Raw genomic sequence first — 12,556 nt, 5'->3', positions numbered from 1 at the left:
TGCATTAAGAGCAAGCAAATTTGTTTGGTCTGCAATGTCTTTAATCACATTCACGATACTTTTAATATCCTCTGCTTGTCTTGTAACCTCTGCAGTTTTGTCGCTTACATTGTGCATAGAGCTTGAAATTTCCTCCACAGCCGCAGCGGATTGCCCCAATGCAGCTGCCTGATTATGTGAGCCTTCAGTAAGGTTTCTTATTGCTTGATTCAAATCTTTTGCACTTGCTTCTAGCTCCTTGGCAAAGCCTGACGAAGTGTGCAGCATTTCTTTAATGCTCTCACCCAAAGCATTTGTAGTGGTTTCTACACTTCCTTGTGCATTGACAACAGCGGTCGTAAAATCCAAAGCAATATAGCTTTCAAAGACGCGTGAAATCTCATTCATATCGCTACCAATTTTATGTTGTAAGACATCTAACATTGCATTTAATACATTCTTTAATTCTATCAGTTGTGGATTGTGAGGATTCTCTACGATTCTTGCAGTGAAATCTCCTTCCTCAATGGATTTTGCAACCTCAATAGATTGCTGCACAGCTTGCTCGTCTTCTGCCAAACCTCTTTGGATTCTTTGGATATTTTGATTGATTGCGATTCGCATTGCCCCAATCTCATCTTCTGCTTTTGGTTTTGTGAGCAGAGGAGGATTTGGCGTCTCGTGGTTTAGGTATTTCAAAAAATCAAAGAGTAAAACAGAAATACCATTGACACGACTAAGCAAAGAAAATTTGATAATCACAAAAGAAGCAAGCAAAATCACAAAAAACAAAAGAATAATTCCAGCAATTATGAGAAATTCTATCTTGTTGTTTGCCTCTGTAAAATCACTTATTAATGCCTCAATCAAAATATAAACATTCAATTGCGGATTATAATCTATATAGCCATAATATTCTTTGCTATTATTTTGGTGTTTGTAAAAAATTTCTGTCTCTGGTTTGATGTTTGTAAGATGAGCGAATTTACTTGGATTTCCCTCGTGCCCAAATATAAATTTATCCTGTGTTTTATCAAAAATGACGATTTTTCCGTTTTTTCCAATAGGGATTCTGCTTAATTTTTGTGTAATGAGTTGATAGGAATTTGTTAAATCATAAGCAATAAATAAAATTCCCAAAATCTCTCCACTTGCACCAAGAATCGGTTTATAAACAGACATATAGTCCTTTCCACCCAAATGCACCTTGCCATAAAAAATCTTTGGGTTGCTTTTTGTCATTTCTGCATAAGCTGGGTGAGAGATTCCTAGTGTAGTATTAATCATACGATTACCTTGTTGGTCTTTCAAAGAAGTTGTTATCCTAACAAAATCATTCCCATCTTTGACAAAAATTGTTGCCACACCTCCGGTTAAATTAGAAAAGTTATCCACTAGCTCCGTATTGCCTACAAGATTAATTCCATTATAATAGAAGCTTGGCACATTCAAATTACCATTTCTGATAGTTTCCCCGATTCTATAACTATTACGCCCTTGTCCCCCATAAAGTGTTGCCAAATTATTTTCAAAAAGTTTCAATGTAGAATCCGTTTCACTAATAATTTGGTCGGCAATAACTTGGAAGTTACCCTCTACGATTGTGGCAGTTTGTTTGATTTGTGCCGCCATTTGCTCTTGAGAAAATTTGCTCATAGTATGCGAGATAAATAATACAAGCGGTATTGTGATAATCAACGCAATGAGCGACTGAATACAGGAAAATTTCTTCCCCACAGAAAGTTTGTCCCACATCTTCATTCCTTGTGTTGCTAAATTAAAATTTAAATTGTATCTAAAATATTTATAATAAAAATTAAAATATAATTTAAACTTTTATCCCGAATGAGAGACAAAGATTATTTGTGTGAGGAGTTCTCGTCGCTTTGCTTACAATAGCAAAGCAAAAGAAAATGTGTAGGCAAAAGCCTACACGAAAGATTAAGGATTATTGTTTAAGCTGGAGCAAAGTGTTCAAGATTTGGTCAGAAGTCGTTACAGATTTAGAGTTTGCTTGGAATCCGCGTTGCACAACAATAAGTTGTGTTAAACCTCTACTTAAATCCGTGTTACTCATCTCTAGCTTAGAGGCTTGAATATTAGCTCGCCCGCCTGTCCCTGCTGGACCAAATGTTGGATCGCCAGAGTTTGGGGATTCTGCATAAAGATTGTTTTCTGTTCCTTGCAAGCCTTCATAGTTAGCAAAAGTTGCTACAGCCACTTGTGCTAGGGCAAAATTTCGTCCATTGTCAAAAACACCTATCATCGTTCCGGTTTGGTCAAAGTAGAAATCTTTGAGTGTTCCTGACGCATAACCATCTCCTATCATTTTCTTTGCTTCAGATTCTTTTGCAGTGCTTGTCAATCCATCATATCCACCACCTGCTCCAAAGTTTAGATTAATAGCTTGTGGGAATTTTGCGCCATTGTTTGGCTTAAACTGAATTGTAGAAGGGTTGAATCCTAGCAATTCTCCTTGCTCACCAAAGGTTACATTTCCACCTTCTAAGATATTTGGACGCTGTGCAGTTGCTCCAAGTAGCTCTGCTGGTTCTGGCACGATAACACGCCAATTCCATTGGTTTCCTTGCACCTTAGTATATTCAATCTGAAACTCGTGTTTGTTTCCAAGGCTATCAAAAATTTCCACAGTTTGCCCAAAATTTGCCATTCTAAATCCACCGGTGCTAGTTACATTTCCGCCCTCTACTAGCACTCCTGTATTCATTCCTTTCATTTGATTCTTGAAAAGCACATTAGTTGTGTTGAGTGTGTCGTTGTATGCTGAAACAAAGATATTAAGGTTATCATAAGCACCCCAATTACCACCATTTGCGATTCCATCTTGTTTGTTGTTGATTTCAAATTGTCCTGAATTATTCAAAATCACACTGACACTATAACTGCTTTGACCAAAGCCTGCTGCAATACCAGCTGCTGCAGCTGCAGAATCTCCACCAAAAGCCTTGATTTTATTTGCATCTTGTTGCATTACAGCACGCAAATCCTCTGTGGTGCGGAATTGTCCAGAAGCAGAATCCGCATCGGTTTGCGTTGTATAGATATATTTAAATGCAGTCGTTACGGTTTGAGAATCTGCTTGTGGTAACAAGTTACCTTGAGCATCTGTAAATCCTCCATTTGCAAAGATTCCATTATCAAATCCGCTTGCACGAATGTTTTTGTTAGAGCCATCACCATCTAGTTGGTTGAGGTTTTGTAAGATTAACATTCCATTTTGCGTGAGTGCTTCTACACCAGTTTTGTCTTTTAAATTGTTAATTGCAACTTGTGCAGCCAAAAGATGAGAAGAACCAGAGACGCTTGCGTCATTTGTCCAAGTAATGGTTTGTCCATTGATTGTAACAGTGGTTGTAACAGGACCAGCAGCAGGATTGGGGTCAAGCATTATGCGGTTTGAGGTTGCAGTTTGATAGCTTACCCAAATCCCTTGCCCTTCTTGCAGCATTAAGGCTTCTCCACTTGCATCAAACATTACTCCCATATCTTGCTCCACTTCAAGTTGTTTATCGTTTGAATCATAGATTCTATCTAATCCACCCGCAATATAGTTGTTTGCTGCAGAGCTATCTAGCGGGCTTGGACAAGTGATATTTTCTGTTTTTCTACCACTTGTGAGGTTGATATTACCAGTTACATTACTTGTAGCTTTGGCGGGCACAGTCATACGAGGGTCAATCGTGATGTTTTTAATAGGACCTGTGGAATCTACTCTATTGAGTTCGCCACTTCCGCACGCGCAATCTAGCTTAGAAAGGTCTCTTAACCAACCTTGCACAATAAATCCACTTGTAGTTACAAGATTTCCTACTGCATCAAAAGAGAATGCGCCATCACGGGTATACATTTTTGTATAACCACCATTGTTGCTAACGACAAACAGACCATTTCCGCTTAAAGCTAAGTCTGCTTTCCTATCTGTGTTTTGCAAAGAACCTTGTTCAAAGACTTTTGTTGTTGTGTTAATGCTTGTTCCAAGCCCTACGGAATAATCATTTACCCCTCCATATCCTGCATAAGGAATCGTAGCAGAACGGCGAGTTTGACTAACCATTGTAGAAAAATCCGCACGAGAATACTTAAAGCCGTTTGTATTCACATTTGCAATATTATTGGATTCCACATCAAGAGCAATTTGATGTGCTTGCATACCACTTACACCTGACCATAATGAACGTAACATTTGTAATCCTTTATCTAAAAAAGTATTTTGCAAAGAGTAAAGCAAGTATCGTTCCACTTTTTTATTAGTAGTATTTTATTTTGCAAGATTTTAAAAATTGCAATAAATTTATAAATACATATTGTATTTTCTAAATTTTATGTTATAATTCCGCGAAATTTTAATAAAGGAAAACAAAATGGCAAATTTATTGCACAACAATTACACACAAGAAACACTCGCATTGCACGCAGGCTATACTTACGATACACAGCGCACTTTAAGCGTGCCAATCTATCAAAATACCGCTTATAGCTTTGAGACTTTGGAGCAAGCAGCGGCAAGATTTGGCTTACAAGAATTAGGCAATATTTACTCCCGATTGACAAATCCTACTTACAAAATACTAGGAGACCGCCTTGCTGCTGTGGAGGGTGGCGCATTTGGAGTTGCTGCGGCTAGCGGAACTGCTGCCATTTTTTATGCACTTGCTAATCTCGCACAAAATGGTGATAGCATTGTGTATTCCAATAAAATCTATGGTGGCACACAAACGCTTATCGTGCATACCCTAAAGAGATTCGGCATTCATTCTAAAGTATTTGATATTGACGATATTGAGGGTACTTTGGAAAATGTGATTGACGAGACAACCAAGGTGATTTTCTTTGAGAGTCTCTCCAATCCACAAATTTCTATTGCAGATGTAGAAAAAATCACCAAAATCGCCCAAAAATATGGAATCGTAACGATTTGCGACAACACCGTCGCTACTGCATTTTTGCACAAGCCTTTTGATTTTGGAGTAGATGTCGCAGTTTATTCCCTAAGCAAATATGTCAATGGTCAAGGAAGCGCACTAGGCGGAGCTGTGATTGAACGCAAAGAATTAAATGATTTGCTTGTCAATAACCCTCGCTACCCCGCTTTTAATACCCCAGATGAAAGCTATCACGGACTTGTTTATGCTACTTTAGCAAATGCGTTGCCAATCTTTGGAATCCGATTAATCACCGAATGGCTAAGAAATATTGGCGCAACACTTTCACCGCAAAATGCGTGGATTATCCTACAAGGGTTAGAAACATTAGAATTGCGAATCAAAAAGCATAGCCAAAACGCACTAGAAGTTGCGCGATTCCTCCAAACTCACCCAAAAGTCAAAAATGTATTCTATCCCAGCTTAGAAAACAATCCTTACCATTCTTTGTTGCGAAAATACTTCACAGATTCTAACGCAAGCGGGCTTTTGAGTTTTGAAGTGAGTAGCTTTGAAGAGGCTAAAAAAGTCTGTAACGCATTAGAAATCTTTGCGATTGTCGCGAATATAGGGGATTCTAAATCTCTTGTGATTCACCCTGCTTCCACAACCCATTCACAATTAAGCGAAGCCGAGTTAAAATCCGCTGGGATTACACCTTGCACGATTCGTTTAAGCATTGGTTTGGAATCCCCGCAAGACTTAATTGCGGATTTAAAACAAGCATTAGAAAAATAAGGAAATTTTATGCCATTAGTCATTCCAGAGGACATTCCAGCCTTTTCACTTCTCAAACAAAATGCGTTCATTATGGGCTGCAATCACGCGAAATCTCAAGATATTCGCACTTTGGAAGTGCTGATTTTTAACCTTATGCCTACCAAAATAGAAACAGAAAATCAGATTCTCTCGCTCCTTGCAAATTCTCCCTTGCAAGTCAATATTACCCTACTCTCTACCGCAAGCTACATTGGTAAAAATACGCCAAAATCGCACCTAGAGCGATTCTATGTTAATTTTGAAACGATTAAGAATCGCAAATTTGATGGTGCGATTGTTACAGGTGCGCCGATTGAACATTTGGAATTTGAAGAGGTAAAATATTGGAAAGAATTTACACGCGTAATGGATTTTTTAAAAACAAATTGCACAAGCACCCTCTATCTTTGTTGGGGAGCAATGGCAGGATTACATTATTTCCACAAAATCCAAAAAGTCCCGCTAGATTCTAAACTTTTTGGCATATTTGACCACTATTGGGTAGAAAAAGACTTGCTCTTAAATGGTTTAGATGAGATTGTCAAGATTCCACATTCGCGACATTCTGGCATCAATGAAGCACAAGTGCGCGCAAATAAGAATCTGAAAATTCTGCTTGAGGGAAAGCGTAGCGGGATTGCTGCACTTAAAGATGAAAAAGACTTTTTTATTTTAGGACACCCCGAATACTCTAAAAAAACTTTGGATTTAGAATACAAACGCGACTTAAATCAAGGTTTAGAGATTACCCCGCCCTCCCATTATTATGATGAGGCAAACAATCCTCTATTTATTTGGCGTTCCTCTGCGAGCGTGCTGTTTTCAAATTGGCTTAACTTTGCCGTCTATCAAGACACACCTTTTATTCTGCATTAGGCTTCTCGTAATACACGAGATTCCGCTTGCGTGTCTCAAAATCCTCTGAATCCTCACTCAAATAAACAATATAATGCCTATCCTCATAAAGCCCGTGAATATTTCTCATTTCTCCTTGAATATTCAAGGTATAATCTTTTGCCAAAAAAATTTCCCCCATTGCACGCCCAAAGTTTGGGATAAAAAGCAAAATCGCACAACCCAAAAGGACGACAAACAAAAACTTGAATACTTTATCCACAAACGGAATCACAAAACCGATTCCAAAAATAGCAACAAAAAAGATAAATGCGTAAATATTAAAAACATTGAAAAAAAATGGATTAAAAAATACTTTGATTCCATAGTATTGAATATATCCACTAAAAATTGTTGCCCAAAAAACAGCAAAAAGCAAAAAAACTAGCATAAAACTTACAAGCACAGAAGAGACAAATTTCATAGATTCACCTAATACATTTAAGATTAAAATTTGAGATTTTATAGATTTTAGAAGGTTGAGATTCCGCTAAACCTCGCTTATCTAAAATCACCATATCCGCCTTTTGCAACGCAAAATCTAAATGAAACATTTGATGATGTGCATTAGCAGAGCTAGAATACAAAAAGGGGAAGAATCGCAAAAAATCTGCGTGGGAAGTCTCTTGCAATCTATGAGGCTTGATAACACGAATCGCAAGTTTTGTATTCTCGCTACCTTCTCTTAATAAGGCGTGTTTGCCACTATAAATAAAAGTATTTTTTGTGCTCCTGCGCACTCTATTTTTATATTTTTCAGGAATCCTCACAAGATTTTTAAGCTTACAAAAAGAATCTAAGGTTAAAAGCGTATTTTGACTTTTTAAACGTCCTTTAATTGCATTGAGCTTCACAAAATCAGCACACAAAAATCCTGCTGTCGTATCGCTTTGGGCTAAAAAGATTGGTGCAACCTCACAATCTGTGAAAAAATCCATTGGCTATAATCCTTATTCACATTTTACTCATCATTGCGCCAAGTAATCCTGAATCGCTTTTGCCAGATTTGGATTATGAGATTTTAACTCACTAATCGCACAAACCGCCACGCGTGCAGCTTCAATCGTCGTAAAATAAGGCACATTATGGCGCAAAACTTGAGTGCGGATTTTGTCTGTGTCGTCCTTGCTTGAAGTTTCATCACTTGTGTTAATCGCCAAAGCAATTTCCCCATTAGCGAACATATCACCAATATTTGGACGCCCTTCGCTAATCTTTAATGCCTCCTCGCAAGCAATTCCAGCATTTTTTAGAATCTCTGCTGTGCCTTTTGTCGCACAAAGATGAAAATCAAAATGTTGCAAATCTTTTGCAAGCGAAACCGCTTGAGACTTATCAAGACTACGAAGAGAAATAAAAATTTTTCCTTTTGTAGGAAGTGAATTTTTGCAAGCCAACTGACTTTTGGCAAAACTTAACCCAAAACTCTCGCTAATCCCCATAACTTCACCTGTTGAGCGCATTTCTGGTCCTAGCACCATCACCGCACCGCTTAACTTATTAAATGGAAAAACAGATTCTTTGACTGCAATATGTTTAGGGGTTTTGGGTTTATATAAACCATTTTTAAACTCTGTTTTTTGGAATTTATCATAACGCGCAAGTGCAGATTTCAAATCTCCATTTACCATTACATCAGTGGCAACCTTTGCAAGCGGAATCCCGGTCGCTTTGCTTACAAATGGCACGGTGCGACTTGCGCGGGGATTGACTTCAATAAGATAAAGTGTATTTTCAAAGATTGCGTATTGTGTATTCATTAGTCCCACTACTCCTAGATTTCTAGCAATCCTTGCAGTTGTTTCCTCAACCTCTCTTATGCGCTCCTCTGATAAGCTAATTGTAGGCAATGAACAGGCAGAATCACCGCTATGGATTCCTGCCTCTTCAATGTGCTGCATAATTCCCGCAATATAAACTTCCTTGCCATCACAAATAATATCCACATCTAATTCAATGGCATTATTTAAAAATTTGTCAATGAGCACAGGGCTATCCTCGCTGACGCTCACCGCCTCACTCATATAATCTTGCAATTCGTTCATATTATAAACAATCCGCATTGCGCGTCCGCCTAACACATAGCTAGGACGCACAAGCACAGGGAATCCTATGTCTTGGGCGATATTAATTGCTTCTTCTTTCGTATAGGCTGTGCCATTCTTAGGTTGAATGAGTCCATTTTCTTCCACAAATTTTGCAAATTTTTCTCTATCCTCTGCAATATCAATAGTTTTTGCACTTGTGCCGATGATTTTAGCACCAATTGTCGTAAGCTTCTTAGCGAGTTTCAGAGGTGTCTGCCCACCAAAATGCACGATGATTCCATCTGGTTTCTCACGCTCAATCACACTGCGCACGTGCTCAAAGGTGATTGGCTCAAAGTAGAGGGTGTCGCTAGTGTCGTAATCCGTGCTAACGGTCTCGGGATTACAATTATACATAATGCTTTGAATGCCCATATCACGCAAAGCGAAACTTGCATGCACGCAAGCATAATCAAACTCTATTCCTTGTCCAATGCGATTGGGTCCTCCACCGATGATGAGCACTTTTTTCTTATTGCTTTGTGGAACCTCTGGACTCAACTCACACTCAAAAGGAATCGTAGAATACAAATATGCGGTTTGGGTAGCAAACTCTGCCGCGCAAGTATCTACTTCATTGTAACTTAAACCAATCTTTGCCTTTTGCCTCAAAGCATAAATATCCTCTTCGCGCAATTCTAGGGATTCGGTTTTATTAACTAAAAAAGCAAGCATTTTATCACTAAAGCCATATTGTTTGACTTTTCTTAAGAAATTTGCATTGTTAAGTCTTTCAAAAGAAATTTGTTGCTCTAGCGCAATGATTTCTGCAATTTGATTGAGAAAATAGGAATCTACTTTGCACCATTTTTGCACTTCTTCTACACTGATTCCGCGACGAAACGCGTCGGCAATATAAAGCAATCTCTCGGCATTTGGGCGTCGCACTTCGCGTTGAATCTCGTTTAAATCACTGCTTTTGGGCGTAAAGCCAAAGATTCCTGTTTCTAAGCTATTGAGTGCTTTTTGCAAGGATTCTTTGAAAGTTGTGCCAATCGCCATAACTTCACCAATGGATTTCATAGAAGTTGTCAGGGTAGAATCTGCTTGTGGAAATTTCTCAAAGGTAAAACGAGGAATCTTTGTTACAATATAATCAATACTAGGTTCAAAGCTTGCAGGCGTGCCTGTAATGTCGTTTTTGATTTCGTCTAAAGTAAAACCTACTGCAAGCAAGGTAGCAACCTTGGCGATTGGATAACCTGTTGCCTTAGAAGCAAGCGCGGAAGAGCGCGAAACGCGGGGGTTCATCTCAATCACGGTCATTCTGCCGCTGCTAGGATTAATGGCAAATTGCACATTGCTCCCGCCTGTATCCACACCAATTTCGCGCAAAATAGCAAAGGAGGCATCACGCATTCTTTGATATTCCTTATCTGTCAGCGTCAATGCTGGGGCAATCGTGATAGAATCCCCTGTATGCACTCCCATTGGGTCTAAATTCTCAATGCTACATACGATAATGCAATTATCCGCTCTATCACGAATCACCTCCATTTCGTATTCTTTCCAACCCAACAAGGATTCTTCAACCAAAATCTCACCAATAGGGCTAATTTCTAAACCATTTTGCGCTAGATTCTTAAATTCGTCAATATTATAAGCGACACCGCTTCCACCTCCCGCTAAGGTATAACTTGCACGAATAATAAGTGGGAATCCTATCTCTCTTGCAGCATCTAACGCCTCTTCAAGTGTGTAGGCATAACGAGATTTTGGCAAATCCATACCGATTTTTAGCATTGCCTCTTTAAACGCCTGCCTATCCTCACCTTTTTTAATTGCTTCGGGTTTTGCACCAAGAAATTGCACTCCTTGAAGCATTCCTTTTTCAAACATACTCATTGCGATATTTAGTGCTGTTTGTCCGCCCATAGTAGGCAAAATCGCATCTACTTTTTCTTTTTTAATAATATCTGCAACCACCTCTTCAGTAATTGGTTCAATGAAAGTGCGGTCTGCAAACTCTGGGTCTGTCATAATCGTTGCTGGATTGGAGTTAATCAGCACGACTTTATAACCTAACTCTTTGAGTGTTTTTGCAGCTTGTGTGCCTGAATAATCAAACTCGCACGCCTGCCCGATGACGATTGGTCCTGAACCAATCAATAGAATTGTTTGAATGTCATTTCGTTTTGGCATAAAATCCTTCTTGCAATTTTGGGTTAAAATTTCGTAATTCTAGCGTTTTATGACTTAAAAATTTGAGGGAAAATTCTATTTTTTCCAATTTTGCAATAAAGGTTGAAGCTGATATAAACTTGCCTTGCAAAATGCACTTCTTGCAATACAAACAAGTTGCTTAGCGGATTCCTCTAGGTTTTCATTAATGATTAAAAAATCAAAATTATGGAGGCTTTCCACTTCATCTAGCGCATTTTCTAATCGCTTTTGAATCACCTCTGCACTATCACTTCCGCGCCCGCTCAAACGCTCTTTCAAAATGCTTTTACTTGGTGTTGTGATAAACACGCTTGTCGTTTGATTTGGAAAAATTTTTTTAAGATTTGCTTGTCCTTGCACATCAATGTCAAAAATCACAAGCTTATCCTCTTGTAACGCCTTTAAAACTTGCGTTTTAGAAGTGCCATAATAATTTCCATGCACTTGCGCCCACTCTAAAAATTCTCCCTTTTGGATTCCATTTTCAAAGACATCTTTTTCAATAAAATAATAATGCACTCCTTCTATTTCGCCCTCACGTTTCTTGCGTGTAGTAGAGGAAATAGAAAAATAATGGCTAGGAAACTCTTGTGCTAAAATTTTATATAATGAGCTTTTTCCTGCCCCGCTAGGACCAGAAAGAATGAGAATCGCTCCTTTGTATTTCATAAACATTTAGTCTTTTTTAGGAAATTGAATATTAATACTAATAGACGCACCGCTTAGCAAATCTTTTAGATTTTGGGACTGCAAGGCTTGCAATGCGCCAATGAGAGATTCTAGCGAATTTGCTTGAATATTGCTTGGCAATGTGGAATCCTCTGCCACACTTGCATTTGGCACGATTGGAGTGAGATTTGGGGCTTTTGCAATAGGTTCTCCCAAAGCTTCGCTCATTCCCTCTACGCTTAAGCTATCAAATTCGTCTAAGCCGCTTTCTAACGCGGCAGGCTCTGTCTTTGATTCCTCCTCTAAAGGCAAATCTAAATCTCCTGTCAAATCCGCTTCCAAATTCTCGCTTAAATCCTCTGCTATGGAATCCTCCGCATTCTCTGATTCCGTTTCATTGGTTTGTGCTGCAATTTCAGATTCTGCCCCCATATCAAGGTCTAGTTCCTCTTGCGTTTGCTCTTGAGATTCTAAATTTAAATCACCTAAATCCTCTTCTGTGGATTCTGAAGCTTCCGCAGATAAATCAGCCAATGAATCTCCTGAATCCGTGGATAAATCCAAGTCTCCAAAGTCGGAATCCAATACATCATTAGAGCTAGATTCTAAATCCCCCAATTCTCCTATATCCAGTCCGGAGGCATTAGAATCCGCACTTTCCTCGCCCATATCTTGCGCTATTTCCTCTGTTGTCTCTACCGCTTTTTCATCGCCCATTTCCTCATCAAGTACAGGCAACCCCAAATCTTCATCTGCCAACAAATCCGATTCTGCATTTTCTAGGCTTTCCGCTTCTTTTGTTTCGTTATCAAAATCCAAATCCAAGTCTAAATCTGCTTCTCCTTCTTCGCTTGTTTCTGCAAAATCCGCACTATTGCCCTTAATATCATCGCCACCTAAGCCTTCTAACTGCACATCAAAATCCTCGCCTTGAGATTCCAAAGATTCCTCTTTAGAATCCTCCGCGACTTCAATATTATCAAGCTCTGCTTGCAAATCACTAAAGTCCAAATCCTCACCGGCACTAGAATCGCCACCCAAATCCATCTCCTCGCCCAAATC

The 12,556-nt window shown here is 38.9% G+C and carries 9 protein-coding genes; 2 read left to right on the top strand and 7 right to left on the bottom strand.

Features of this window, described 5'->3' with window-relative positions:
* Together Q1553_RS02095 and flgE are read right to left on the bottom strand one after the other, a co-directional pair.
* The coding region (locus Q1553_RS02095; RefSeq protein WP_300842717.1) for a Cache 3/Cache 2 fusion domain-containing protein at window positions 1-1,734 on the bottom strand (1,734 nt) is incomplete at its 3' end.
* Between the two features lie 193 nt (window positions 1,735-1,927).
* Window positions 1,928-4,183 (bottom strand): flagellar hook protein FlgE, encoded by a 2,256-nt coding sequence (gene flgE, locus Q1553_RS02090; protein ID WP_297600456.1) that lies wholly within the window; start codon window positions 4,181-4,183, stop codon window positions 1,928-1,930.
* 178 nt (window positions 4,184-4,361) lie between these two features.
* Here flgE and Q1553_RS02085 point away from each other — a divergent pair, with 178 nt between their 5' ends.
* Both Q1553_RS02085 and metA read left to right on the top strand, forming a co-directional pair.
* Window positions 4,362-5,660 (top strand): aminotransferase class V-fold PLP-dependent enzyme, encoded by a 1,299-nt coding sequence (locus Q1553_RS02085; RefSeq protein ID WP_300706436.1) that lies wholly within the window; start codon window positions 4,362-4,364, stop codon window positions 5,658-5,660.
* Between the two features lie 9 nt (window positions 5,661-5,669).
* Window positions 5,670-6,557 (top strand): homoserine O-succinyltransferase, encoded by an 888-nt coding sequence (gene metA / locus Q1553_RS02080; protein ID WP_297570935.1) that lies wholly within the window; start codon window positions 5,670-5,672, stop codon window positions 6,555-6,557.
* Here metA and Q1553_RS02075 read toward each other — a convergent pair.
* The 5 genes from Q1553_RS02075 to Q1553_RS02055 form a co-directional block, all read right to left on the bottom strand.
* Complete coding sequence (locus Q1553_RS02075) at window positions 6,544-6,999, bottom strand: hypothetical protein (protein WP_115551120.1); 456 nt, start codon at window positions 6,997-6,999, stop codon at window positions 6,544-6,546. The genes metA and Q1553_RS02075 overlap by 14 nt on opposite strands.
* A gap of 4 nt (window positions 7,000-7,003) precedes the next feature.
* Window positions 7,004-7,513 carry a hypothetical protein gene (locus Q1553_RS02070; RefSeq protein WP_297570938.1) on the bottom strand — a complete coding sequence of 170 codons (510 nt, stop codon included), beginning with the start codon at window positions 7,511-7,513 and terminating at the stop codon, window positions 7,004-7,006.
* A 30-nt stretch (window positions 7,514-7,543) separates the two neighbouring features.
* The gene (carB, locus tag Q1553_RS02065; RefSeq protein ID WP_300842716.1) at window positions 7,544-10,804 is read right to left on the bottom strand and encodes a carbamoyl-phosphate synthase large subunit; all 3,261 of its coding nucleotides are present in this window, start codon (window positions 10,802-10,804) and stop codon (window positions 7,544-7,546) included.
* A gap of 75 nt (window positions 10,805-10,879) precedes the next feature.
* On the bottom strand, window positions 10,880-11,494 hold the full coding sequence (gene gmk / locus Q1553_RS02060; protein ID WP_297570942.1) for a guanylate kinase: 615 nt from the start codon (window positions 11,492-11,494) through the stop codon (window positions 10,880-10,882).
* Window positions 11,495-11,500: 6 nt separating this feature from the next.
* The coding region (locus Q1553_RS02055; protein ID WP_300842715.1) for a hypothetical protein at window positions 11,501-12,556 on the bottom strand (1,056 nt) is incomplete at its 5' end.

It is taken from the genome of Helicobacter sp. UBA3407 (assembly GCF_949747025.1).
GTDB lineage: Bacteria > Campylobacterota > Campylobacteria > Campylobacterales > Helicobacteraceae > Helicobacter_D > Helicobacter_D ganmani.
This window is presented reverse-complemented; position numbering and strand designations above follow the sequence as displayed.

Coding starts and splice junctions, on each gene's coding strand:
- metA (WP_297570935.1), top strand. CDS start 5,670: ATGCCATTAGTCATTCCAGAGGACATTCCAGCCTTTTCACTTCTCAAA.
- flgE (WP_297600456.1), bottom strand. CDS start 4,183: ATGTTACGTTCATTATGGTCAGGTGTAAGTGGTATGCAAGCACATCAA.
- Q1553_RS02075 (WP_115551120.1), bottom strand. CDS start 6,999: ATGAAATTTGTCTCTTCTGTGCTTGTAAGTTTTATGCTAGTTTTTTTG.
- Q1553_RS02085 (WP_300706436.1), top strand. CDS start 4,362: ATGGCAAATTTATTGCACAACAATTACACACAAGAAACACTCGCATTG.
- gmk (WP_297570942.1), bottom strand. CDS start 11,494: ATGAAATACAAAGGAGCGATTCTCATTCTTTCTGGTCCTAGCGGGGCA.
- carB (WP_300842716.1), bottom strand. CDS start 10,804: ATGCCAAAACGAAATGACATTCAAACAATTCTATTGATTGGTTCAGGA.
- Q1553_RS02070 (WP_297570938.1), bottom strand. CDS start 7,513: ATGGATTTTTTCACAGATTGTGAGGTTGCACCAATCTTTTTAGCCCAA.